Origin of the sequence: Massilia sp. TWR1-2-2, assembly GCF_049897565.1 — a bacterium.
Classification (GTDB): Bacteria; Pseudomonadota; Gammaproteobacteria; order Burkholderiales; family Burkholderiaceae_D; genus JAFCUW01.
Genome location: NZ_JAFCWM010000012.1, coordinates 145,081 through 169,100, shown reverse-complemented (window position 1 = coordinate 169,100; position 24,020 = coordinate 145,081). Strand labels below are relative to the sequence as shown.

The 24,020-nt window shown below is 62.0% G+C and carries 18 protein-coding genes and 3 tRNA genes; 14 read left to right on the top strand and 7 right to left on the bottom strand.

Features of this window, described 5'->3' with window-relative positions; translation table 11 throughout:
- Nucleotides 1–74: 74 nt before the first annotated feature.
- Complete coding sequence (locus ACP7DD_RS13725) at nt 75–1,334, top strand: TIGR03862 family flavoprotein (RefSeq protein ID WP_426175366.1); 1,260 nt, start codon at nt 75–77, stop codon at nt 1,332–1,334.
- Here ACP7DD_RS13725 and ACP7DD_RS13720 read toward each other — a convergent pair.
- From ACP7DD_RS13720 to hpnC, 6 genes are all read right to left on the bottom strand, one after another.
- Nucleotides 1,324–2,136 (bottom strand): head GIN domain-containing protein, encoded by an 813-nt coding sequence (locus tag ACP7DD_RS13720; RefSeq protein WP_426175365.1) that lies wholly within the window; start codon nt 2,134–2,136, stop codon nt 1,324–1,326. The genes ACP7DD_RS13725 and ACP7DD_RS13720 overlap by 11 nt on opposite strands.
- A gap of 3 nt (nt 2,137–2,139) precedes the next feature.
- Nucleotides 2,140–2,913, bottom strand: a complete 774-nt coding sequence (locus ACP7DD_RS13715) for a DUF1700 domain-containing protein (RefSeq protein ID WP_426175364.1) — start codon at nt 2,911–2,913, stop codon at nt 2,140–2,142.
- A 25-nt stretch (nt 2,914–2,938) separates the two neighbouring features.
- Nucleotides 2,939–3,100 carry a hypothetical protein gene (locus tag ACP7DD_RS13710; protein WP_426175363.1) on the bottom strand — a complete coding sequence of 54 codons (162 nt, stop codon included), beginning with the start codon at nt 3,098–3,100 and terminating at the stop codon, nt 2,939–2,941.
- 133 nt (nt 3,101–3,233) lie between these two features.
- The gene (hpnE, locus tag ACP7DD_RS13705) at nt 3,234–4,607 is read right to left on the bottom strand and encodes a hydroxysqualene dehydroxylase HpnE (RefSeq protein ID WP_426175362.1); all 1,374 of its coding nucleotides are present in this window, start codon (nt 4,605–4,607) and stop codon (nt 3,234–3,236) included.
- A 248-nt stretch (nt 4,608–4,855) separates the two neighbouring features.
- The gene (hpnD, locus tag ACP7DD_RS13700; protein WP_426175361.1) at nt 4,856–5,689 is read right to left on the bottom strand and encodes a presqualene diphosphate synthase HpnD; all 834 of its coding nucleotides are present in this window, start codon (nt 5,687–5,689) and stop codon (nt 4,856–4,858) included.
- Between the two features lie 71 nt (nt 5,690–5,760).
- Nucleotides 5,761–6,591: a squalene synthase HpnC gene (hpnC, locus tag ACP7DD_RS13695; protein WP_426175360.1), complete on the bottom strand. Its 831-nt coding sequence runs from the start codon at nt 6,589–6,591 to the stop codon at nt 5,761–5,763.
- A 103-nt stretch (nt 6,592–6,694) separates the two neighbouring features.
- On the opposite strand from hpnC, the gene ACP7DD_RS13690 reads away from it, so the two are divergent.
- Together ACP7DD_RS13690 and ACP7DD_RS13685 are read left to right on the top strand one after the other, a co-directional pair.
- The gene (locus ACP7DD_RS13690) at nt 6,695–7,795 is read left to right on the top strand and encodes an efflux RND transporter periplasmic adaptor subunit (protein ID WP_426175359.1); all 1,101 of its coding nucleotides are present in this window, start codon (nt 6,695–6,697) and stop codon (nt 7,793–7,795) included.
- Complete coding sequence (locus tag ACP7DD_RS13685) at nt 7,792–10,941, top strand: efflux RND transporter permease subunit (RefSeq protein ID WP_426175358.1); 3,150 nt, start codon at nt 7,792–7,794, stop codon at nt 10,939–10,941. The genes ACP7DD_RS13690 and ACP7DD_RS13685 overlap by 4 nt, the downstream gene beginning before the upstream one ends.
- 8 nt (nt 10,942–10,949) lie before the next feature.
- On the opposite strand, the gene ACP7DD_RS13680 is transcribed toward ACP7DD_RS13685, so the two are convergent.
- Complete coding sequence (locus tag ACP7DD_RS13680) at nt 10,950–13,088, bottom strand: TonB-dependent receptor (RefSeq protein ID WP_426175357.1); 2,139 nt, start codon at nt 13,086–13,088, stop codon at nt 10,950–10,952.
- Between the two features lie 146 nt (nt 13,089–13,234).
- On the opposite strand from ACP7DD_RS13680, the gene ACP7DD_RS13675 reads away from it, so the two are divergent.
- From ACP7DD_RS13675 to ACP7DD_RS13625, 11 genes are all read left to right on the top strand, one after another.
- On the top strand, nt 13,235–14,404 hold the full coding sequence (locus ACP7DD_RS13675; protein WP_426175356.1) for a PepSY-associated TM helix domain-containing protein: 1,170 nt from the start codon (nt 13,235–13,237) through the stop codon (nt 14,402–14,404).
- Between the two features lies 1 nt (nt 14,405).
- On the top strand, nt 14,406–14,561 hold the full coding sequence (locus ACP7DD_RS13670) for a hypothetical protein (protein WP_426175355.1): 156 nt from the start codon (nt 14,406–14,408) through the stop codon (nt 14,559–14,561).
- A gap of 144 nt (nt 14,562–14,705) precedes the next feature.
- Nucleotides 14,706–14,792 (top strand) — tRNA-Leu (locus ACP7DD_RS13665).
- A gap of 34 nt (nt 14,793–14,826) precedes the next feature.
- A complete protein-coding gene (gene tig / locus ACP7DD_RS13660) occupies nt 14,827–16,167 on the top strand; it encodes a trigger factor (RefSeq protein WP_426175354.1) in 1,341 nt (446 codons plus the stop codon).
- A gap of 42 nt (nt 16,168–16,209) precedes the next feature.
- On the top strand, nt 16,210–16,827 hold the full coding sequence (gene clpP, locus ACP7DD_RS13655; RefSeq protein ID WP_426175353.1) for an ATP-dependent Clp endopeptidase proteolytic subunit ClpP: 618 nt from the start codon (nt 16,210–16,212) through the stop codon (nt 16,825–16,827).
- A 150-nt stretch (nt 16,828–16,977) separates the two neighbouring features.
- Nucleotides 16,978–18,246, top strand: coding sequence for an ATP-dependent Clp protease ATP-binding subunit ClpX (gene clpX, locus ACP7DD_RS13650; protein ID WP_426175352.1), 1,269 nt, complete (start codon nt 16,978–16,980; stop codon nt 18,244–18,246).
- Between the two features lie 280 nt (nt 18,247–18,526).
- The gene (gene lon, locus ACP7DD_RS13645) at nt 18,527–20,935 is read left to right on the top strand and encodes an endopeptidase La (RefSeq protein WP_426175351.1); all 2,409 of its coding nucleotides are present in this window, start codon (nt 18,527–18,529) and stop codon (nt 20,933–20,935) included.
- Nucleotides 20,936–21,147: 212 nt separating this feature from the next.
- A complete protein-coding gene (locus ACP7DD_RS13640) occupies nt 21,148–21,435 on the top strand; it encodes an HU family DNA-binding protein (RefSeq protein WP_426175350.1) in 288 nt (95 codons plus the stop codon).
- 87 nt (nt 21,436–21,522) lie between these two features.
- Nucleotides 21,523–21,599: transfer RNA gene (locus ACP7DD_RS13635), tRNA-Asp, on the top strand.
- 16 nt (nt 21,600–21,615) lie between these two features.
- Nucleotides 21,616–21,692, top strand: a tRNA-Asp gene (locus ACP7DD_RS13630).
- A gap of 132 nt (nt 21,693–21,824) precedes the next feature.
- Nucleotides 21,825–23,720 (top strand): SurA N-terminal domain-containing protein, encoded by a 1,896-nt coding sequence (locus ACP7DD_RS13625; protein ID WP_426175349.1) that lies wholly within the window; start codon nt 21,825–21,827, stop codon nt 23,718–23,720.
- The last annotated feature ends 300 nt before the right edge of the window (nt 23,721–24,020 follow it).

The window sequence follows — 24,020 nt, the reverse complement described above, 5'->3', positions numbered from 1 at the left end:
AGTAACCTTTACATCTGTTTCCGTCCCCTGATCTCGACTACAATTCGGCACCCCATACTTTGATCGCACTTGCCATGGCGCCCAGCATTCCCAGTACTTCCCGCGTCGCCGTGATCGGCGGCGGCCCGGCCGGCCTGATGGCGGCGGAGGTGCTCAGCCAGGCGGGCGTGCGTGTCGACCTGTACGATGCGATGCCGTCGGTAGGGCGCAAGTTCCTGTTGGCCGGCAAAGGCGGCATGAACATCACGCACGCCGAGCCGGCCGCCGATTTCGTCGGGCGCTACGGCGCGCGGGCCGGGCAGGTAGCGCCGTGGCTCGACGCGTTTGGCCAGCAGGCAGTGCGCGACTGGATCCACGCGCTGGGCATCGATACCTTCGTCGGCACGTCCGGGCGCGTGTTCCCGGCCGATATGAAAGCGGCGCCGCTGCTGCGCGCCTGGCTGCACCGGCTGCGCGAAGCGGGCGTGCAGTTCCACATGCGCCATCGATGGCTTGGCTGGTGCGACGGCCAGCTGGTGTTGGCCAGCCCGGATGGCGAGCGGTTGGCCGCGGCCGACGCAGTGATCCTGGCGCTAGGCGGCGGCAGTTGGGCGCGGCTCGGTTCGGACGGCGCCTGGGTCGAGCTGCTCGAGCGTGAAGCGGTGGACGTGGCGCCGCTGGCGCCGTCGAACTGCGGCTTCGATGTCGACTGGAGCGCGCACTTCAGCGGCAAGCATGCCGGCGCCCCTTTGACCACCGTCGCCATCGAATGGCTTGGCGTGGATGGACAGCCGTTGCGGCGCCAGGGGCAGTTCGTGGTGACCGCCAGCGGTGTCGAAGGAAGCCTGATTTACGCGCTGTCGGCGCCGGTGCGCGACCAGATCGCGGCGGCCGGCAGCGCCGCCATCTATCTCGACCTGGCACCGGACTTCAGTGCGCAGAAGGTCGCTGCGGAAGTGGCGCATCCGCGCGGCGCGCGCTCGATGTCGAGCCATTTGCAGAGTCGCCTCGGCATCAAGGGCGTCAAATCGGGCTTGCTGCACGAGTGCCTGACGAAGGCGCAGTTTGCCGATCCGGCGCAGCTGGCCACCGGCATCAAGCGGCTGCCGCTGGTGCTGCGGCGCGCGCGTCCGATCGACGAAGCGATCAGCAGTGCCGGCGGGGTGCGGTTCGATGCGATGGATGCGGACACACAGATGCTGCGCGCCTTGCCGGGCGTATTCGCTTGCGGCGAGATGGTCGACTGGGAGGCACCGACCGGCGGCTACCTGCTGACCGCGTGCTTCGCCAGTGGCCAGGCGGCCGGACGCGGCGCACTGGCGTGGCTGGCCGCGGCCAACGACATCAAGGCTTGAAGACGACTTCGCCGGAGCCGTGGCGGTCGACGGTACGGTCTTCCGGGCCGCCGTAGACGACGACGTCGCCGGCGCCGCGCAGCACGATGTGGACCGACTTTTGCGCGGTGACGGCGGCGTCGCCGGTGCCGGACAGCTTCAGGTCGACTTGGTCGGCGCTGAGGTGGCGAGCGTAGATGTCGCCGGTGCCGCTTTGCTCGGCCTTGAACTGTTTGCTCGACCCGACCACGGTCATGTTGCCGGTGCCGACCAGCTTGACCTCCACCTTGTCGCTGGCGCCGCCGTTCATTTCAAGTTCGCCGCTGCCGTTGATGGCGGCGCGGACTTGGCGGAAGCGGCCATTGAATTTAAGCTTGCCGGATCCGGACAGCTCGACAGCGATACGCTCGCCGCTGAAGCCGTTGATGGTGCTCTCGCCGCTGCCGCGCACCGACACGTCCTCGATCGACGGCAGCACCAGGGTCACTTCAATCGGCTGGCGGTGGAACAGCAGCATGCCGGTAGGGCGGATGTGCAAGGTGCCGTCGCTGCCGGTGGTGGTTTCGACGTTGGCGAGCAGGCGCTGCTCGCCGCGCACGATCAGCGATTGCACGGCGCCCTGGCGCAAGGTCAGGTCGATCGGGCCGTCAAGATCGATCGCGCGCACGCTTTTGCCGAGGGTGCGCTTGTCGCTTTCGACCACCCGTCCGGCCGGGTTGGCGCTGCCGCTGACGCCTTGCGCGCGCAGCATGCTGTAGGACAGGCCGATCAGCAGAAAGGCCAGCACCAGCAAGGCGAATCCAACTTTGAGTAATGCGCGCATTGGTCAGTGCCCCTTCAGCAGGGAATAGTTCATTTCGACGTAGCGGCGGATGCCGATCAGCGTGTATTTGGTCACCACGAGGCTAAGCAGGAACAGGCAGATCGAGCCGACCACCATCGACAGGCCGAAGAAGGTCTGGGTGGCGCGCGAGCCGGAATCCATGTCGGTGGAGATGACAATGCCGTTTCCGGCCACTTCCTCGGCGCGGCGGATCACCGGTTCGGGGGCGTCGCTGGTGGCGGCATCGTCGCCCGCTTCGGGCAGCTTTTCCTGGAACACGCGCACGCCGTGGTCGCCGATGGTGATCTTGGTTTGCGAGTCTGGGGTGGCGTCGTCGGCGTCCATGACGAGGTGGCGCAGCGGTCCGTTAAGTACCAGCTCGTTGGCGCCGGCCAGGCCGCTGGCGGTGATGGCGATGCCGGCGATGTAGAAGCCGAGCGCGCAGGCGTACATGGCGGCCAGCAGCGACGCGTAGACCGCGGCCGGCACCACCATGAACAGGTTAAAGATGAACAAGCCGAGCGCCGACACGACCATGCGCAGCAGGTTGGCGGGATTGCGTTTTTGCTCGAATGCGGCCAGGTGCGAGTTGGCGCGCAAGGTCATGGCGATCTTTTTTGGGTCGTCGAGGTCGGCGGCGATCGCGGTTTCGCTCAGGCCGGCGGCGAGGCCGTCGACGAAGCGCTGTTCGTAGTAGGCGAGCGTCCTGGCTTGCAATTCCGGCGCCAGGCCGGTCATTGCACGCTTGAGCGCGTCGAGATATTCCAGTTTGCCCATGATTAATTTCCGTTTGCCGTGTGGCCTAAGGGTGGCCGACGACCAGCACCTGATTGAGCGTGGGCGATTGCGTCGCGGCGGCGCCGACGATCAACTCCGGCGTGACGATCGCGACGGTGCTCGCGGCAACGAATGCCAGCAGGGCGGCCATCAGGGCGAGGGGGCGAAATCGAGCTTGCGTTTTCATGCTTGAGTCCGGTTGCAAAGGCCAATGTCGATGGTGGCACTGTACCGAGCCGGCCAGGCGCGCGCTATTTGCGTGCGATGAACTGCACGTTTGGCGGGGCAGGCCGGCATATGCGGGGATAGCCGCGCGTATGTCATGACGCCGCTGGCGCAGAAATTGCCTTCGCCGCTGCGGCGCCGCTGCGAACAGCAGATTCAAGTGTTGCCGGATATTCACTGGCAGTGTAGTCGCCGGCGAGCACCAGGCCGTCCAGGCCGGTTGTCGTTGCCAGCCGCTGCAGGCCGGGCGTGCAGGCGAAGGTGGCGCGCTTTTCGGTGATGACCTGGGTCCATTGCGGCGCTGCCATATCGGGGCGTTTCAGCACGGCGGCAAGCTGGGCGGCGATGGCTTGCGCCAGCGCGGCCTGGCCCAGGTCGGCAGCCTCGGCCGAGGCGCTGATCACCACCGAGCACAGGCCGGCCTGGCCGGCGTCGAGCTGGCCGCGGTCGAAGACGAACTGGCCCCAGTGGCCGCAAGCGGGATCGTCGACCAGCGCGTAGAACGGCAGGTCGAGGCGCAGGTCGGCCGCATATTGCAGGTAGCAGGTGGTGATCGGCTCGTAGTCGAAGGCGCCGAGCTGTTCGCGGATGCCATCGACCGGCAGGCCGGCGAGCAGGGTGGCCGCGGCCGGCGGCGGCACGGCCAGCACGACGGCGTCGAACAGCGCGCCATGATTGCCGCCGACCGCCTGGCCGGTGGCGTCGATCCGCCACTTGCCGCTTTCCTGGCTCAGCGAGGTGACCTTGGCGCCGCAATGGACGGCGCCGCCGCGCGCTTCAATAAAGGCCGCTGCCGCCTGCGGAAACAGGGCGCCCAGCTGCTGGCGCGGCAGCAGCATGTCGGACGCGCTGCGGCCGGCGCCGAGACTGTCGCGCAGCACCGCCAGGAAGACCTGGGCGGAGGCGCGTTCGGGCGGCGTGTTGAGCGCGGCGAGGCAGAGCGGGCGCCACATCAGCTGGACCAGGCGTTCGGTCTGGTCGAAGCGCTCGAGCAGTTCGGCAACGCTGCAATCGGCGTGCAGCTGCCAGCCCATCCAGCGCGCGGTGGTGGAAAAGCGCGCCAGCGACATCTTGTCGGCGATGCTCAGGCCGGTCGCGCGCAGCAGGGCAGCGGCCATGTGATAAGGCGCGGGCAGGCGCGGCGCGACGAAATCCAGGCCGCCGCTGTCTGGCGGATAGCGCATCTGCAGTGGCAGGTCGAGCAGCGCGACTTTCGGGTCGACGCCGACCTGGCGCAGCAGGCGCATCGTCTCGGTGTAGGCGCCGAGCAGGATGTGCTGGCCGTTATCGAGCATCGTACCGTTGACTTCAACGCCGCGCGCGCGCCCGCCCAGGGTGCGGGCCGCTTCGAACAGCGTGACCGTGCAGCCGGCATTGGCCAGCTCGACCGCAGCGGCGCAGCCGGCCCAGCCGCCGCCAACGACGGCGATATTCTTCGCTGGAACCGCTAAGTCAGCACGTTGCTGCATTTTCAACTTTCAATAACGCTGGGGTCAGGTCTGACATTCGGACAAAAGGGTGGGGTCAGGTCTGACATTCGGACAAGATTTCGGAAATTGCGGGGTCAGGTCTGATATTCGGGCAAATCGCGACGTGAAGATGTAGCCACGAGAATATTCTTTCCGCCGGGTCGAGCGCAGTGGCAGCAAAAATGTCCGAATGTCAGACCTGACCCCAGCAAAATGTCCGAATGTCAGACCTGACCCCAGCGTTTGGTTTAGCCACGGATATAGGTTTTCCACGCCAGCCACAGCTTGCGCAGCGGCGTCAGCGACGTGCGATGGCTCAGCACCTTGAACTGGTCGCGCTCGATCTCGCCCAGCACGGCGCGGTAGATGGCGGCCATCATCAGGCCGGGACGCTGCGCGCGCCGGTCCTGCTGCGGCAGCAGCGCGAACGCTTCGTCGTACATCTGTTGCGCGCGGTCAGTCTGAAACTTCATCAGCTGCTCGAACTTGTCGCTATGGCGGGCGTTGAGCAGGTCGGCCGCGGTGACGCCGAATTGCTGCAGCTCGCTGATCGGCAAGTAGATGCGACCCTTGCGCGCATCTTCGCCGACATCGCGGATGATGTTGGTGAGCTGGAACGCGAGGCCGAGACCCTCGGCGTATTCGAGCGTGCGCTTGTCGGTGACGCCAAAGATGCTGGCCGACAGGATGCCGACCACGCTGGCGACGTGCCAGCAATAGGTCTTCAGCGCTGGATAGTCGAGGTAGCGCGACTGGTTCAGGTCCATTTCCATGCCGTCGATGATGGCCTGCAGGTGCTTTTCCCGCAAGTCGTAGACGGCCAGGTGCGGCTGCAGCGCCTGCATTACGGGGTGGGTGCCGTTGCCCTTGTACATGGCGGACACTTCGGTGCGCCACCACGCCAGCTTGATGCGCGCGATCGATTCGTCGGTGCACTCATCGACCGTGTCGTCGACCTCGCGGCAAAAGGCGTACAGCGCCGTGATCGCGCGCCGGCGCTCAGGCGGCAGGAACAGAAAACTGTAATAGAAACTGGAACCGCTCTGGACGGTTTTTTGTTGGCAGTATTCGTCGGGGGACATGGTCAGAAGTGCAATGGATGGCGAATCGAAGCCACTATTCTATAGGCATGCAGCGCTGTACGGGGAGCGTGCTAAGCGTTTTGCAACTTTTTGCGCATCCATAGCGCGCGCCAGGCCAGCACGATCCAGTCGCGCGCTCCCAGCCTGGGCCGGCGCGTAAACACGTCGTAGTCGACGCGCTCGATCGCGTCCAGGATGCGCAGGCCGCCCTGGACGACAAGGCGCAGTTCCCAGCCGATGCGCCCGGGCAGACGCAAGGCCAGCGGCGCACCCGACAGCATCAGCGCGCGCGCACGGTCGACCTCGAACGTCATCAGCGCGCGCCAGGCGGCATCGGCGTGCCAGCCGGCGAGCTGGTCCGGATCGACGCCAAACCGCAGCAAATCGTCGCCCGGCAAGTAGATGCGGTCCTTTTCGCGGTCGATGGCGACATCTTGCAGGAAGTTGATGAGCTGCAGCGCCGAGCAGATGGCGTCGGAATCGCGCACGTTGGCCGAACGGACGGCGCCATACAGCTTGAGCATCAGCAAGCCGACCGGGTTGGCGGAGCGCCGGCAATAGTCGAGCAAGGCGTCGAAATCGGCGTAGCGCTTGATCTCGACATCCTGCTTGAAGGCGGACAGCAGGTCTTGAAACGGCTGCAGCGGCATGCGGTACTCGACGATGACGCCGGCCAGCCGGGCGAACATCGGGTCGTCGCGCTTGTCGCCGCGCCCGATCGCCGCGATCTCATTGTCATAGTGCGCCAGCGCCGCCAGCCGCTCGGCCGGCAAGGCGTCGCCCTCGTCGGCGATGTCGTCAGCACTGCGGGCGAAGGCGTAGATCGCTTCGACTGCCGGCACCAGCCGCTTCGGCAACAGGAATGACGCGACAGGGAAATTTTCGTAGTGTTCGACGGGCATGAAAAATAGATGACAGGAAGTAAGTTTGAGGTCGGACGGCAGTTTATAATTACCGATTGGAAAGACTTTCACGCACGCCGATTGCATCTTAAAGGAAATCACCGTGTTCGCCCTGAATAAAACGCGTCGTGCCGGCACACTGCTGCTTCCCATGCTGGGGTTGCTGCTGGCCGCCTGTTCCAAGCCGGCCGACAAGACCGAAGACATCCGCCCGGTGCGCTCGATGGTGCTGAGCGCCAGCAACGTCGGCGTGAATGCCGAGTTTGCGGGCGAAGTGCGGGCGCGCTTTGAATCGCGGCTGGGCTTTCGCGTCGGCGGCAAGATTACCGCGCGCAAGGTCGATGTCGGCAGCACCGTGCGGCGCGGCCAGGTGCTGATGCAGCTCGACCCGCAAGACTTGCGCTTGTCGCAACAGCAGTCGATGGCCAACTTGCGAGCGGTCGAAACCAATCGCGACCTGGCCAAGGCGGACATGAAGCGCTACCAGGAGTTGCGGGTCAAGAATTTCGTCAGCCAGGCCGTGATCGACGGCAAGGTAGCTGCATGGCAGGCAGCGCAGGCCAGCGTCGACGCGGCACAGGCCGGTTACCGCGGCCAGGCAAACCAGGCCGGCTACGCCACGCTGGTGTCCGACCTCGACGGCGTGGTGACGGCGATCGAGGCCGAAGTGGGCCAGGTGGTGGCGCCCGGCACGCCGGTAGTGCGGGTCGCGCGGATGGACGAAAAGGAAATTGTCATCGGCATCCCGGAAGACAAGGTCGATGCATTGCGCCGTGTGGCGGACGTGACGGTGCGGCTGTGGGCCAGCCCGACGGCGGTGATTCAAGGCACGATCCGCGAAGTGTCGCCAGTCGCTGATGCCGCCACCCGCACCTACGCCGTGAAGGTATCGATTCCGCCCGCCACGCCGGACGTGCGGCTCGGCATGACGGCGACGGTGCAGTTTTCGTCGACCACGGCCACGCCGCTGATCGCGGTGCCGCTGACCGCGCTGCACCAGGAAAAGAACGTGACGTCCGTGTGGCTGGTCGAGCACGGCGCCGTGCGCATGACACCGGTGCAGATGGGCGGCGTGACCGGCAACCAGATCCTGCTCGTTGCCGGCGTCAACCCTGGCCAGACCGTCGTCACCGCCGGCGTCAACCTGCTCAAGAATGGCCAGAAAGTCACGTTGCTCGCTGGTGAACCCGCGAGCGCCAAATGAGCGGTTTTAACCTGTCGCGCTGGGCGCTCGAGCACATTGCGCTGACGCGCTACCTGATGGCGGCGCTGCTGATCGGCGGCATCGTCAGCTACGGCACGCTGGGCCAGGATGAAGATCCGCCATTTACCTTCCGCGGCATGGTGGTGCGCGCCGTGTGGCCGGGCGCCACGGCGGTGCAGATGGCCGAGCTGGTCACCGACAAGCTCGAGCGCAAGGTGCAGGAAACGCCGTACATCGACAAGATCCAGAGCTATTCGAAGCCGGGCGAGACGGTGATCATCATGCAGCTGCGTGAATCGACGCCACCGCGCGAGACGGCAGCTTCCTGGTACCAGGTGCGCAAAAAGCTGATGGACATTGCCGGCACCTTGCCGCCCGGCGTGCAGGGGCCGTTCTTCAATGACGAGTTCGGCGACACCTACGGCTCGATTTTCGCGCTGTCGGGCGACGGCTTCAGCTATGCCGAAGTGAAGCGCTACGCCGATTCCGTACGCCAGCAATTGCTGCGCGTGCCGCTGGTGGCCAAGGTCGAGCAGTTCGGCGTGCAAGACGAGAAGGTCAACATTCTGTTTTCGGGCAAGAAGTTTGCCACGCTGGGCTTGACGTTCGAGTCGATAGTGAACCAGATCGCGACGCAGAACGCGATCGAATCGACCGGCGTGCTGGTCACGCCGACCGACAACCTGCAAGTGCGCGTCAGCGGTGCGCTGAAAACCGTCAAGGACCTGGAAGAGCTCCAACTGCGCGCCGGCGGCTCGACCTTGCGGCTGGGCGACATCGCAGAGATCAAGCGCGAATACAGCGATCCGCCGCAGGACAAGATGCGCTACAACGGCAAGGAAGTGATCGGCCTGGGCGTGTCGATGGAGAAGGGCGGCAACATCATCGCGATGGGCAAGGGCCTCGACGAAACGATCGCGCGCATCAAGGCGCAGCTGCCCATCGGCATCGAGCTGCACCGCGTGACGGACCAGCCGCGCGCGGTGAAGGAATCGGTCAGCGAATTCATCAATACGCTGATCGAGGCGGTGCTGATCGTGCTGGCCGTCAGTTTCGTCGCGCTCGGCCTGCACAGCAAGCCGCTGCGGCTCGACGCGCGGCCCGGCCTGGTCGTGGCGCTGACGATTCCGCTGGTGTTGGCGATTACGTTTCTGTTCATGAGCCTGTTTGCGATCGACTTGCACAAGATTTCGCTTGGCGCGCTGATCATCGCGCTGGGCCTGCTGGTGGACGACGCCATCATCGCCGTTGAAATGATGGTGCGCAAGATGGAAGAGGGCATGTCGCGCTTCGATGCGGCGACCTACGCCTACACGTCGACGGCAATGCCGATGCTGACCGGCACCTTGATTACCGCGGCGGGGTTTCTGCCGATCGGCCTGGCCAAGTCGGCCGCCGGCGAATACACGTTCTCGATGTTTTCGGTGAACGCAATTGCGCTGCTGGTGTCGTGGGTAGTGGCGGTGATGTTTACGCCTTATATCGGCTTCATGCTGCTGAAGGTGAAGCCGCACGACGCCGGCGAAAGCGCGCACGACGTCTTCAGCACCCCCGGCTTCGAGCGCTTTCGCCGCGTCGTCACCTGGTGCGTCGAGTGGCGCAAGAGCACCATCGCGCTGACCTTGCTGGTGTTTTTCCTCGGCGTGTTCGGCTTTAATTTTATCGAGAAGCAATTCTTTCCCGATTCGAGCCGGCGCGAGCTGATGGTGGAGATGTGGATGCCGGAAGGAACCACGTTCGCCGCCAACGAAGCGCAGGTGAAGAAATTCGAAGCGCTGATCGGCCGCGATGCAAAAGTCGAGAGCGTGACCAGTTATGTCGGCACCGGCAGTCCGCGCTTCTATCTGCCGCTCGACCAGATCTTTCCGCATTCGAACGTGTCGCAGATTGTCGTGCTGCCGAAAGACCTGGCCGCGCGCGAACCGTTGCGCAAGAAGATCATGGCGATATTTAAGGCCGACTTTCCGGAAGTGCGCGGGCGCGTCAAGCTGCTGCCGAACGGTCCGCCGGTGCCCTATCCGGTGCAGTTCCAGGTGTTCGGCCCAGACATCGCCACCGTGCGCGGCCTGGCCGACAAGGTCAAGGACATCATGCGCGCCAACCCGAACACGCTGGGCGTAAACGACAACTGGAACGAGTCGGTGAAAGTGCTGCGGCTCGATCTCGACCAGGACAAGCTGCGCGCGCTCGGCGTGTCGTCGCAAAGCGTGATGCGGGCATCGAATACCATATTATCGGGCACGCCGATCGGCCAGTTCCGAGAAGAGAACCGGCTGATCGACATCGTCGCCCGCCAGCCCGCCGAAGAGCGCGCCACGATGTCGATGCTCAACGACTCGATCGTGCAGACCGCGTCGGGCAAGTCGGTGACGATCTCGCAGCTGGCGCGCCCGCATTTCGTGTGGGAGCCAGGCGTGGTGTGGCGCGAGGGGCGCGAGTGGTCGATCACGGTGCAGTCGGATGTGATCGACGGCATCCAGGGGCCGACCGTGTCTGGCCAGATCAGCGACAAGCTCGCAGCGCTGCGCGCCGCGCTGCCGGCCGGCTACGTCATCAAGCTGGCCGGCGCCGCCGCCGACAGCAAGGCGGCGGAAGCGTCGATTGCGGCCAACGTTCCGCTGGTGCTGTTCATCGTCTTCACGCTGCTGATGCTGCAGCTGCACAGCTTTTCGCGCGCGCTGATGGTGTTCCTGACCGGGCCGCTGGGCGTGGCGGGGGCGGCGATGGCGCTGCTGATGCTGGGGCGGCCGTTCGGCTTTGTCGCCAATCTCGGCGTGATCGCGCTGTTTGGCATGATCATCCGCAATTCGGTGATCCTGGTCGACCAGATCGAGCAGGACATCGCCGGCGGCGCCGCGCCGTGGAACGCGGTGATCGAGGCATCGGTGCGCCGAAGCCGGCCGATCATCCTGACCGCTGCGGCTGCGGCGCTGGCGATGATCCCGTTATCGCGCTCTGTATTCTGGGGACCGATGGCGGTGGCGATCATGGGCGGTCTGGTGGTGGCGACGGCGCTGACCCTGTTGTTCTTGCCGGCCCTGTACGCCGCCTGGTTCCGAGTAAAGCAGCCCCCAGCACGCGCAAGCACTGAAGCGAAAAAAACCGTCCAGTTCGACGATGCCTGCAAGGTTTTTGGCGACGACTAGACGTGCAACTAGAACATGCGACTCCAGTTTAGCGCGAGGGTGCGGCCGCGACCGGCGAAGGTATTACCAGGGTCAGTTGCCGCAGCTGCTTGGGAATAGTAGCCAACGTATTGCTTGTCGAGCAAGTTCTCAATGCTCACGCCAAACTTGCCGTACGACGTATCAAAGGTTGCGGCCGCGTCGACCAAGGTGTAGCCCTTGAAGTGTTCTTCCAGCTTGCTGGTGCCGACCACGCGACCGATATTGATGTCGCGGTTAAACAGATGGGTCGCCTGCACACGCAGCTGCGACGTCGCCAGCGGCTTCCAGTTCGCAGCCAACACAGCTTTGGTCGGCCCCTGCGAGCGCGCACCAAGCGAAATGTCCATCGGCGCGCCCTGAGCAGCGGCGGTCTTGCCGTCGGTCCGGGCGTAGCTGCCGGAGATCGACAACGGCTTGGTCGGACGCCATTCGCCGCTGACTTCCCAGCCTTTGACGGTGGTCGGAACGCGCTCGACAAGTCCGACTCCGGCTGAGTTTATCCGTATCACGCTGCCCAACCTGGAGCGCGAATCATAGCGCGAAATGCCGAATTGTCCATGGGCGGCGCGCCAGTTGACGCCGATTTCCTTATTCCGTGTGACGATAGGCTGAAGACTGATCAGACTCGACACCGACTGCCCCGGCGTTGCCACCCCGCGCAACACCAGGCCCGCGTCTGGCAAGCCAAATCCCTCGGAGCTGGCGACGAACGCCGACCACGCCGTGGCAAAGCGCCAAATCGCGCCAACGTTCTTGACCGATTCGGAAAACCGTGCAGAACCGCCCTGTACGAGGCGACTGCCATAGGCAGCCAAGGTGGTGTATGTATCGACGCGTAGTTTGGCGTTGTCGTGGCGCACGCCCCCCCGGACCGTGATCGGGCCATCCTCGTACTCAAGTTGGGCGAAGGGCGCTGTCGAACTAAATTTCAACAGCGGCACCCAGGTGCGCTCAGTCAGAGCAAGTCGTTGTTCGGTCTGATCGCGCAGAAAGTCCACGCCGAAGGTCGCCTCGAGGCCGGTGACGAGTGTATCCGGGCGCACGAAAGTCACGCGCGCGCCCAGTTTGTCAGCAATGATCTGCGATTGATCCCACAAGGTGCCGCGCGGGGCGATGCGAGTGTCCTGGAAGGTGGCCACTTGGGTCGCCCCATACAAGGACTCGAAGTCGTGGCTGAACAGTTGCGCGCTGAAGCTGCCGCCGGCGAGGTCGGCGTGGCGGTAGTCCAGGCTTGCGCTGCGCACCTTGTTGCGGGGCGCCATGCCCACCGGAGTGCCTGGCCGGGAGCTGGTCGGAACGCCGTCGGCCAGGCTGCCGGGATCGTTCATGTAGTCGCCGTCGCCTTCAAGGTTGAAGCGATTGAGCGATAGTTGCAGGCGCTGTGCGCCGTATGTCTTGCCGATCTTGAAGAACAGATCGTCCCCATGGGTGTCGAGGGTATCGCCCTGGACTGTGTCAATGCCGAGACGGCGGCCCTTGGCATCGTAGCCCATGCCGCGCCTTTGCACGGCCGCATAGCCGAGGAAGTCGAAGGCCTCGGACTCGTGGGCGACCGAGTAGCCGGTCTTCCAGTCGAGATTATCCGACCGGAACTGGGTCGAAGCGCGCACGTTGACCCCGTAAGTGGTGCCATTCGTGCGCGGCGACTTGGTGATGTAATTGATGATGCCGCCGGTCGCGCCCATCCCCTGTACCGCAGATGCGCCGTTGATCACTTCGATGCGTTCGATGATGAAGCTGTCGGCGAAATAACCTTCGCGCATGCCGGCGCGCAAGGGATTGGACTGAGGAATGCCATCCAGCAGGATCAGCGGTTGTCGCCCGCGCAACGATTCCCCGGTCGAGGTCATTTTTTGGCGGCTCGGTGCGTAGCCAGGTATGAAGGTGGCGAGTGCCTGCGATGGATCGTCCGCGATCAGATATTGCGACGACAGGTCCTGCTGGCTGATGACGGAGATCGCACCGGGGATTTTGTCGATGGCTTTTTCGCCGCGCGTGGCAGTCACCACGACTTGCGCCGTCAGGCCCTCTGCGTTGACATCTGCCGTCTCGGCAAGAGAACTGGATGTCGCCATGGCCAGGCACGCAGAAGCAACGGAAAGGGCGAGGGGCTTAATTGAGGGCATACGGTAACGGTCCTTCAAAATAGTGCGGTGAGCTTTCCCGCAGAACAATGTAAAATGTGAATGATAACCATTATCATCCACTTGTTCAAGTGTATTGAGAACTATTCTCATTCACCCGCATTGGTAAGACTTGCCGTGATACTCATATGAAAAATTTTTCCCTCACCCTCCATTTGTGGACAGGCCTCGTCTTTGGCACCATTCTCGTCGTGCTTGGGTTGACCGGGTCTGCGCTCAGCTGGATGCACGAACTCGACGTGCTCTTCAACCCGGGCTTGTTGCATGTGGCTGCGCCGCGCGGAATGCGCACGGGCGATCCGTTTCGGTCCGACCCGGCACTGATCGAATCGGTCGGTGACGCCTTGGTGCGCGATTCGCGCTACGGAAAGCCGAACACACTGGAGTTGCCTTTACGTGCCGGCGATGTCTTCGTCGCGTCGTACCGTGTACCGCCTGGCCGCGCAAACGCCCCGTGGGTCCAGTCCGTCACGCGCCAAGTGATGATTGATCCTTCGACGCTGCGCGTGACGGGTGAGCGCAACTGGGGGGAGTTTGGAATGTCGCGACCGCTGCTGATGCCGACTTTGTTCCATATTCATCGTTACATGGTCGCAGGCGAAACAGGCAAGGTGATCATAGCGGTAACGGGCGTCGCGCTTGTGCTGATGGTACTGACCGGCCTGATGCTATGGTGGCCACGCATGATCGGCTCCGCGATCTGGAATGCGGTGACGATACGACATGGCGGGTCGTGGCCACGGTTCAGCTTCCAACTGCACCGCGCGGGTGGCTTCTTCGCCGCGCCCGTGTTACTGGTATCCGCACTGTCGGGCATTTACTTTAATATGCCGGAATGGGTGACGGCCGCTGTAAACGTTATCTCCCCGGTAACGCCGAATCCCAAATTGATGAACCAGAGTATCGGCCCCGGCGAAGGCGCGTCGGTTGCCGGCGCGGTAATCGCGGCGCAGGCAAAGTTCCCAGATGGCCGCATTTCGCGTGTGTCGTTCCCAGCCAGGAGCGGCCAGCCATTTGAAATTCGCGTGCGCCAGCCCGCCGAACTTCGTCAAGGGCCTGGCGCGACGCGCATCAGTATCGATTCAGGGGACGCCAATGTGCTTCGGGTGATCGATCCCGAGCGGGCCCGAGGCGGCGACAAATTCCTGAGCTGGCTGTTCCCGCTGCATACGGGTGAGGCTTTTGGCTTGGGGGGAAGGATATTCATGTGCCTGTTCGGACTCCTGCCTTTGGCGTTCTTCGTAACGGGCTTGGTGATATGGGTAAAGCTGCGCAGAAAAAAGCTATTTGGAATGTGAAATGCTGCACGCCATTGGGAAAATGCTTAGTGTGCCGCTGTCTTTGCTCGAGCGGATCGTGCACGGGGAGGTGTTGCCACGTGTGCGCCTCGGTGAGCAATGCATAGCCATCCTCGGTGGCGACGAAAAAACCCTGTCGTGTCAGAAAATCCAGTAAAATAGCGGGTTGAAGTTGTAGCCCCTGACCAGGGGCAAAGGCACTGCAGGGCGGCCGGTTTCATCGTCGGGCGCCCTTTGTTGTTTCCGGCGGCCGGTGCAGGCCGGCCGACCAGGTGCAGCCGGTAGCCCCGGCTGCGATCCCGCGAGGATGGCGAAATTGGTAGACGCACCAGGTTTAGGTCCTGACGCCAGCAATGGTGTGGGGGTTCGAGTCCCCCTCCTCGCACCACGAATATAGACACTTTTTTTGGACGATTTTTACAATGGCAACTGCAGTCGAAACCCTGGGTAAACTCGAGCGTCGCATGACGATCTCTTTTCCGCTGGCTGAAGTCCGGACGGAAGTTGAAAAGCGCTTGAAACAGCAGGCCAAAACGGCCAAGGCGCCTGGCTTCCGCCCGGGCAAGGTTCCTCTGAAGATGGTCGCAGCCCAATACGGCTACCAGATCGAGTCCGATGTCCTCAACGACAAGGTCGGCCGCGCGTTCAACGACGCCGCCAACGAAAACGAACTGCGCGTCGCCGGCTTCCCGAAGATCGATGCCAAGGACGACAGCCCTGAAGGCGTCCTCTCCTTCGACGCCACCTTCGAAGTCTATCCGGAAGTGTCGGTCGGCGACCTCGCCGCCGTCGAAATCGAGACCGTCAAGGCCGACGTGTCGGACGCCGAAATCGACAAGACCATCGAGATCCTGCGCAAGCAGCGCGTGCACTACCATACCAAGGGCGAGGCCGGCGAGCATGGCGACGGCGGCGCGCCGATCGCAGCGAACGACGATCGCGTGACGGTTGATTTCACCGGCGTCATCGACGGCGTTGAATTCCCGGGCGGCCAGGCACAAGACTACGCATTCGTGCTCGGCGAAGGCCGCATGCTGCCCGAATTCGAAGCTGCCACCATCGGCCTGAAGGTCGGCGAGTCGAAGACCTTTGATCTGGCATTCCCAGACGATTACCACGGCAAGGACGTGGCCGGCAAGACCGCCCAGTTCACCATCACCCTGAAGCAGCTCGAGTGGGCCCACCTGCCGGCAGTCGACGCGGAATTTGCGAAGTCGCTGGGCATCGAAGACGGCGACGCGGAAAAAATGCGCGCCGACATCAAGGTCAACCTCGAGCGTGAAGTTGCCGGCCGTGTCAAGGCACGCAACAAGGAAGCCGTGATGGATGCCCTGATCAAGGTCACCGACATGGAAGTGCCGAAAGTGATGATCGCGCAGGATTCCGAGCGCCTGGCCGAAATGACCCGCCAGGACATGGCCCAGCGCGGCATGGATGTCAAGAACATGCCATTCCCGCAAGAGCTGTTCGCCACCAAGGCCGAGCGCCGCGTGCGTCTCGGACTGATCCTGTCGCAACTGGTCGGCGACAACAAGCTGCAGGCAACGCAAGAGCAGGTCAAGGCGCAGATCGAAGATTTCGCGCAGAGCTACGAAGATCCGAAGGAAGTGCTGAAGTACTACTACAGCGATCGCCGGCGCCTGGCTGAAGTCGAAGCCCTTGTATTGGAAGAAAACGTCGTCAACTATGTGCTCGGTAAGGCGAAAGTAACCGCGAAAGCAGTTGCCTTCGACGAATTGATGGGAAGCAACGCACAAGCTTAAGAACCTCTTAAGCTATCGTCAGACAACGCGCAAGGAGAATTCATGAACCACAATCCGGCTTTGGACACACAAGCACTCGGCCTGGTGCCGATGGTGGTCGAGCAGAGCGGGCGCGGTGAACGCGCCTACGACATTTACTCGCGCCTGCTCAAGGAGCGCGTGATTTTCCTCGTCGGTCCGGTCAACGACCAGATGGCGAACCTGATCGTGGCCCAGCTGCTGTTCCTCGAGAGCGAAAATCCGGACAAGGATATTTCGCTGTACATCAACTCGCCGGGCGGCTCGGTGTCGGCCGGCCTGGCGATCTTCGATACGATGAACTTCATCAAGCCCGACGTGTCGACGCTGTGCACCGGGATGGCCGCCTCGATGGGCGCTTTCCTGCTTGCAGCAGGCACCAAGGGCAAGCGGTTCTCGCTGCCGAACTCGCGCATCATGATTCACCAGCCGTCCGGTGGCTCGCAGGGCATGGCTTCGGACATCGAAATCCAGGCTAAGGAGATTCTCTACCTGCGCGAACGCCTGGCCAAACTGATGGCCGACAACACGGGCAAGACCGTTGAACAGATCCACAAGGATACTGACCGCGACCGTTTCATGTCGGGCGAAGAAGCAGCGGACTATGGCCTGATCGACAAAGTGTTGACCACGCGCGGCTGATGCACTCGAAACGGTGTTGCTGAAAAACGCCCGGGCGCTACAACGTTCGGGCGTTTCGTTTTTATTTCGGGTAGCATGGCAGTTTACAAGCACCTTGTTGCGCTCCCGTATTAGCGTTGTCTTTATAGTAATTTACTAGAAACCTGCCCCATGTCAGACAAAAAATCCTCTAGCGGCGAAAAACTCCTGTACTGCTCGTTCTGCGGCAAGAGCCAGCACGAGGTGAAGAAACTCATCGCCGGACCATCGGTGTTCATCTGCGACGAGTGCATCGACCTGTGCAACGACATCATCCGTGACGAGACCTCGAACGTCGAGACCGTGACCGGCGCCAAGTCGGACCTGCCGACGCCGCACGAGATCGCGGCCTTGCTCGACCAGTACGTGATCGGCCAGCAGACTGCCAAGCGCATCCTGTCGGTGGCGGTCTACAACCATTACAAGCGGCTCAAGCACCTGGGCAAGAAAGACGACGTTGAACTGGCCAAGAGCAACATCTTGCTGGTGGGCCCGACCGGCTCCGGCAAGACCTTGCTGGCACAGACGCTGGCGCGCATGCTCAACGTGCCGTTCGTGATCGCCGACGCCACGACCTTGACCGAAGCGGGCTATGTCGGCGAGGACGTCGAGAACATCATCCAGAAGCTGCTGCAAAGCTGCAACTACGAGGTCGACAAGGCCCAGCGCGGCATCGTCTACATTGACGAAATCGACAAGATTTCACGCAAGTCGGACAATCCATCGATCACCCGCGACGTGTCGGGCGAAGGCGTGCAGCAGGCGCTGCTGAAACTGATCGAGGGCACCATGGCGTCGGTGCCGCCGCAGGGCGGGCGCAAGCATCCGAACCAGGACTTCGTGCAGATCGACACCACCAACATCATGTTCATCTGCGGCGGCGCGTTCGACGGCCTGGTGAAGATCATCCAGAACCGGTCGGAAAAGGGCGGCATCGGCTTCTCGGCCAGTGTGAAAAGCTCGGCGCAGCGCGCCAACAGCGAGATCATGCTCGATGCCGAACCGGAAGACCTGATCAAATTTGGCCTGATTCCGGAACTTGTTGGCCGTCTGCCTGTCGTAGCTACCTTGAGCGAGTTGACCGAAGACGCGCTGATCCAGATCCTGGTCGAGCCGAAGAATGCGCTGATCAAGCAGTATTCGAAACTGCTCGAAATGGAAGGTGCTGAATTGGAAATTCGGCCAGCCGCGATGCACGCCATTGCAAAGAAAGCACTGGCCCGCAAAACCGGTGCGCGCGGATTGCGCTCGATTCTCGAACATGCTTTGCTCGATGTTATGTATGAATTGCCAAATCAGCAGAATGTCATCAAAGTCGTGATTGATGAAAATACGATCACGAACGGTGCGAAACCTTTACTGATTTATAGCGAAACTGCCAAAGCATCCGGAGAAAATTGAAAATTACCCGCCCGCACACAACAAAAAGGGCTGCGTCCCTTAATTCTTGGCGGTACAATTTATCTCAATAAAAGAAGCAGGCTTCAATCGAAAAGCCACTCGCGGCTATGCCGCGTGGTGGCTTTTTTATATTTTTTTGTGTTTAATCTGTTAGACCAAGCCGGTAGTTTTTTAGCACGAAGATCCAGATCGATAAGAAATCGAAATATTTTTTGCAAACCGGCCTTGTTTTCAGGCAGCCAGTGCCAACATCTGATTCACGCTTCTTATAAGGTATGCCATGACAACTTCCAATTTAACCGAGCAAACGACGCTGCCATTACTGCCGTTGCGCGACGTGGTCGTCTTTCCGCATATGGTAATACCATTGTTTGTTGGCCGGCCAAAATCCATCAAGGCGCTTGAAGCGGCGATGGAGCAGGGCAAAAGCATCATGCTGGCGGCCCAGAAGGCAGCTGCCAAGGACGAGCCGTCGCCGACCGACATCTACGAGATCGGTTGCGTGGCGAACATCCTGCAAATGCTCAAGCTGCCGGACGGCACCGTCAAGGTGCTGGTCGAGGGCGCCCAGCGCGCCCGCATCAACCACATCAGCGATTCGCCGACCCATTTCATCGCCGACCTGACCCCGCTCAATTCGGAAATCGGCGACGATTCCGAAGTCGAGGCGATGCGCCGCGCGATCGTTCAGCAGTTCGACCAGTACGTCAAACTGAACAAGAAGATTCCTCCCGAGATTCTCGCTTCGCTGGCGGGCATCGACGACGCCGGCCGCCTGGCCGATACCGTCGCCGCCCACCTGCCGCTCAAGCTCGAGCAAAAGCAGGTGATCCTCGAGATCTTCAACGTCGCCAAGCGCCTCGAGCACCTGCTCGGCCAGCTTGAAGGCGAACTCGACATCCTGCAGGTCGAAAAGCGCATCCGCGGCCGCGTCAAGCGCCAGATGGAAAAGTCGCAGCGCGAGTACTACCTCAACGAGCAGGTCAAGGCCATCCAGAAGGAACTGGGCGAGGGCGAAGACGGCGCCGATATCGACGAACTCGAGAAGAAGGTGATTGCCGCCAAGATGCCGAAAGAGGCACTCGACAAGGCCACCAACGAACTCAAGAAGCTCAAGCTGATGTCGCCGATGTCCGCCGAAGCGACCGTCGTGCGCAATTACATCGACACGCTGGTGAACCTGCCGTGGAAAAAGAAGTCGAAGGTCAACAATGACCTGACCAACGCCGAGAAAGTGCTCGAGGGCGATCACTACGGCCTCGACAAGGTCAAGGAACGCATCCTGGAGTACCTCGCGGTGCAACAGCGCGTCGACAAGCTCAAAGCCCCGATCCTGTGCTTCGTCGGCCCGCCGGGCGTCGGCAAGACCTCGCTCGGCCAGTCGATCGCCCGCGCGACGAACCGCAAGTTCGTCCGCATGGCGCTTGGCGGCGTGCGCGACGAGGCCGAGATTCGCGGCCACCGCCGTACGTACATCGGTTCGATGCCGGGCAAAGTGCTGCAATCGCTGGCCAAGGTCGGCGTGCGCAACCCGCTGTTCCTGCTCGACGAAATCGACAAGATGGGCGCGGACTTCCGCGGCGATCCATCGTCGGCGCTGCTCGAGGTGCTCGATCCGGAACAGAACCACACGTTCTCGGACCACTACATCGAAGTCGATTTCGACCTGTCGGACGTGATGTTCGTGGCGACGTCGAATTCGTATAACATCCCGCCGGCGCTGCTGGACCGGATGGAAGTGATCCGCCTGTCCGGTTACACCGAAGACGAAAAGACCAGCATCGCGCAGCGTTATCTGCTGCCGAAGCAGATCAAGGCGAACGGCCTGAAGGAAGACGAGATCAAGGTCGACGAATCGGCCCTGCGCGACATCATCCGTTATTACACCCGCGAAGCCGGCGTGCGATCGCTCGAGCGCGAAATCTCGAAGATCTGCCGCAAGGTTGTCAAGATGCTGCTGTTGAAGGCGTCCGATAAAAAGGTCCTTATCAACGGCAAGAATCTCGACAAGTTCCTCGGTGTTCGGCGCTACGATTTCGGCGTCGCCGAAAAAGAGAACCAGGTCGGCCAGGTGGTCGGTCTCGCATGGACCGAAGTGGGCGGCGATTTGCTGACCATCGAGGCGGTGCAGATGCCGGGCAAGGGCGGCGTGATCCGCACCGGTACCCTGGGCGACGTGATGAAAGAGTCGATCGAAGCGGCGCGCACGGTGGTTCGCTCGCGCGCCAATCGCCTCGGCATCCGTAACGACGTGTTCGAGAAAGCCGATATCCACATCCACGTGCCGGAAGGCGCAACGCCAAAAGATGGTCCATCGGCCGGCGCGGCGATGACGGTGGCGCTGGTATCCGTATTTACCGGTATCCCGGTACGCGCCGATGTTGCGATGACCGGCGAGATCACACTGCGCGGCGAGATTCTGCCGATCGGCGGCCTGAAAGAGAAACTGCTGGCGGCGCATCGCGGCGGAATCAAGACCGTGCTGATCCCGGAACAGAACGTCAAGGACCTGGCTGAAATTCCGGATAACGTGAAAAACAAGCTCGAAATCGTCCCGGTTCGCTGGATCGATAAAGTGCTTGAGATCGCGCTCGAACGCATGCCGGAAGCGGTCGTCGATGCGCCGCCGGTCGCTGCCGTTACCGCAACGCCGCAAACGGATGGACAGACCGACGTGGTGAAGCACTAAGCCCCGGCAGGTTTACTCCGGCAGGTCGGACAGGCGCCTTGGTGGCGCCTGTTTTTATTGCGGGCGCATATAAAAGCGCAGCAATCTTGCTTGACACGCGGGAGGCCCAGCTTGTTTAATACGGCCTGCGGATTTTTTTCCGCCGCGCGGGCCGCGCGAATCAGGCAGGATGCAAGCAAACCAGATGGCGCAGTATCGCGGCATCACACCACGTGACGGGGAACCGAGTGAACAAAGCAGAATTGATCGAAGAAATCGCGAAGTCGGCGGACATTACCAAGGCATCCGCCACCCGCGCGCTCGACGCCATGATGGACGCCGTTACCACCAGCCTGAAGAACAACGACAGTGTCACGCTGGTCGGCTTCGGCACTTTCACCGTCGGCGAGCGCGCCGCGCGCACCGGACGCAATCCGCGCACCAATGAGGCGATCACGATCGAGGCCGCCAAGGTGCCGAAATTTAAAGCTGGCAAAGCACTCAAGGATGCAGTAAACTAATGTCCTTCGATGTGGTGACAAACGTCGGAGGCTAGCTGGACAAACTGCAAGGTTTAGCCAGGTAGAATGCAGCAAAGCGTATTTTTAGGAGCGGTAGTTCAGTTGGTTAGAATACCGGCCTGTCACGTCGGGGGTCGCGGGTTCGAGTCCCGTCCGCTCCGCCATAAAATACAAAGATTAGGAGTGGTAGTTCAGTTGGTTAGAATACCGGCCTGTCACGTCGGGGGTCGCGGGTTCGAGTCCCGTCCGCTCCGCCAGCATTAGGTAGATTGGAAGTAGCCCCATGAGGGAATTTCCTTTCCGCCAAAAGAAGAAGAGGCGAACGAGAGTTCGCCTTTTTTTTCGTATGCACCGTTTAATCGCATTCTCTCAACAAGAATTGGCTGACCATGTTTGAATTTATTCGTACCCACAAGCGCTTCATGCAGGTTTTACTGATGTTGCTGATCGTGCCGTCGTTCGTGCTGGTCGGCGTCAGCAGCTACGAGAACAAGGGCGATGACGCCAATGCGGTCGCCAATGTGGACGGACAAAAAATCACGCAGCAGGAATGGGACAACGCCCAGCGCAACCAGATGGACCGCTATCGCCAGATGCTCGGCGAACGCTTCGACCAGAAGATGTTCGAAACGCCGGAAGCGAAGCAGGCCATCCTCGACAACCTGATCGCCGAGCGCGCGCTGGCAGCCGAAATGACCCGCCGCCACCTGACCATCACCGACGGCACGCTGGCCAAGGTCTACGCCGAGCAGTTCAACGGCGACGTCAACCAGTACAAGCAAACAGCCGCCAGCCTCGGCCTGACCACGCCAGGGCTCGACGCGCGCGTACGCCGCGACATGGCGCTGGCCCAGATCAGCGGCGCGGTGCAGTCGACCGCCTTCGCGCCACGCTCGGTCACCACGCGCCTGTCGGACATCAACGACCAGGAACGCGAAGTACAGGAACTGATTTTCCCGGCTTCCCAATACATTTTGCAAGTCAAGGTCACCGACCAGATGATCAAGGCGTTCTACGACAAGAACGCGACGATGTTCCAGATTCCGGAACAAGTGAAAGCAGAGTACCTGCTGTTCACGCCGGAAACGGTAGAAAGCCAGGTCGCCGTGACGGACGCCGAAGTCGCCGATTTCTACGCCAAGAACCAGAAGAATTTCTCGACCGGCGAGTTGCGCGCTGCCAGCCACATCCTGATCAACGCCAAGAAAGACGCGCCTGCAGCTGAAAAAGCAGCGGCCCAGGCCAAGGCCGAAGCGATCCTCGCGCAGCTGCGCAAGAACCCGGCGGAGTTCGCTCGCTTGGCCAAGGCCGAGTCGCAGGATCCGGGTTCGGCTGAACTCGGCGGCGACCTCGGCACGGTCGAGAAGGGCGCTTTCGTCAAGCCGGTCGAAGATGCGATCTATCAGCTCAAGCAAGGCGAAATCAGCAACGTGGTGGCGTCCGAGTATGGCTACCACATCATCACCGTGACCTCGCTCAAGCCGGCCGCCGTCAAGCCGCTCGAGGAAGCCAAGCCGGCGATCGCCGAAGAGCTGAAAAAGCAGAAGATGTCGAAGAAGTATTCGGAACTGGCCGAGGCGTTCAGCAACACCTTGTACGAGCAGTCGGACAGCCTGAAGCCGGCCGCCGACAAGTTCAAGCTGAAGGTCGAGACAATCGACAGCCTGACGCGCACGCCGTCGCCGGCACTGGGCGCCGCGCCGTTCAATTCGGCGAAATTTCTCGCCGCGATTTTCTCGGAAGATTCGCTGAAGAACAAGCGCAACACCGAAGCCGTGCAAGCCGGCCCGAACGTACTGATCGCCGGCCGCGTGATCGAGTTCAAGCCGGCGTCGAAGCGTCCGCTGGCTGAAGTGGCCGCCGCCATCCGCGAGCGCGTCACTGTCGAAGAGGCGGCGAAACTGGCCCGCCAGGCCGGCGAAGCGAAGCTGGCAGCGGCCAAGGCGTCGGCTGACGCAACCGGCTTCGGCGAAGCCAAGCTGGTGACCCGCAGCAAGCAGCCGACCATCAACCCAGCCGCGGCAATCGCCGTGTTGAAGGCGGACATCACCAAGCTGCCGGCGTACGTTGGCGTGGACGTGCCAGGCCAGGGCTATGGCGTGTATCGCATTGGCAAGGTGTCGCAGGCTGCAGTGCCGGATGCCGAGCGCCGCAAGGCCGAAGTCGAGCAGATCGGCAACGCGCTGGGCCAGCAGGACATGTACAACTACACCGAGATGCTCAAGCAGAAGGCCAAGGTCAAGGTCCTGGTCAAGCCTGCCGGTGCGGTCACCGCCGCCAAGTAAGCTTCGCTTGGCGAACAGAAAGCCCGGCCGCGAAAGCGGACCGGGCTTTTTTACGTGCGCCCAGCATGGGCGCACTCTTGCGGGTGAAAGTCCCGCCGCAAGCTGACCACAGCGAGCGAAGTGAAGCGCAACTGCGGAAGGGCGACCGACCGTGGGGAGGAAGCGTGGAGCGAAACTGCGAGCCGATGTACAAGAATCGGATAGAAGGCGCTGCCGAGCAGGGCGAGCGGGCGTAAAACCGCGAAGCTCTTGTGGTCAAGGCGGAGTGGCGTAAATCCGGCGGTTGTGCAGTGAAGGAGT

Bases quoted from the DNA above. Each gene is read 5' to 3' on its own strand.
- ACP7DD_RS13715 (WP_426175364.1), bottom strand. From the start codon at position 2,913: ATGGGCAAACTGGAATATCTCGACGCGCTCAAGCGTGCAATGACCGGC.
- ACP7DD_RS13725 (WP_426175366.1), top strand. From the start codon at position 75: ATGGCGCCCAGCATTCCCAGTACTTCCCGCGTCGCCGTGATCGGCGGC.
- hpnC (WP_426175360.1), bottom strand. From the start codon at position 6,591: ATGCCCGTCGAACACTACGAAAATTTCCCTGTCGCGTCATTCCTGTTG.
- ACP7DD_RS13710 (WP_426175363.1), bottom strand. From the start codon at position 3,100: ATGAAAACGCAAGCTCGATTTCGCCCCCTCGCCCTGATGGCCGCCCTG.
- ACP7DD_RS13675 (WP_426175356.1), top strand. From the start codon at position 13,235: ATGAAAAATTTTTCCCTCACCCTCCATTTGTGGACAGGCCTCGTCTTT.
- lon (WP_426175351.1), top strand. From the start codon at position 18,527: ATGACAACTTCCAATTTAACCGAGCAAACGACGCTGCCATTACTGCCG.
- tig (WP_426175354.1), top strand. From the start codon at position 14,827: ATGGCAACTGCAGTCGAAACCCTGGGTAAACTCGAGCGTCGCATGACG.
- hpnE (WP_426175362.1), bottom strand. From the start codon at position 4,607: ATGCAGCAACGTGCTGACTTAGCGGTTCCAGCGAAGAATATCGCCGTC.
- clpP (WP_426175353.1), top strand. From the start codon at position 16,210: ATGAACCACAATCCGGCTTTGGACACACAAGCACTCGGCCTGGTGCCG.
- ACP7DD_RS13625 (WP_426175349.1), top strand. From the start codon at position 21,825: ATGTTTGAATTTATTCGTACCCACAAGCGCTTCATGCAGGTTTTACTG.
- ACP7DD_RS13720 (WP_426175365.1), bottom strand. From the start codon at position 2,136: ATGCGCGCATTACTCAAAGTTGGATTCGCCTTGCTGGTGCTGGCCTTT.
- ACP7DD_RS13670 (WP_426175355.1), top strand. From the start codon at position 14,406: ATGCTGCACGCCATTGGGAAAATGCTTAGTGTGCCGCTGTCTTTGCTC.
- hpnD (WP_426175361.1), bottom strand. From the start codon at position 5,689: ATGTCCCCCGACGAATACTGCCAACAAAAAACCGTCCAGAGCGGTTCC.
- clpX (WP_426175352.1), top strand. From the start codon at position 16,978: ATGTCAGACAAAAAATCCTCTAGCGGCGAAAAACTCCTGTACTGCTCG.
- ACP7DD_RS13685 (WP_426175358.1), top strand. From the start codon at position 7,792: ATGAGCGGTTTTAACCTGTCGCGCTGGGCGCTCGAGCACATTGCGCTG.
- ACP7DD_RS13680 (WP_426175357.1), bottom strand. From the start codon at position 13,088: ATGCCCTCAATTAAGCCCCTCGCCCTTTCCGTTGCTTCTGCGTGCCTG.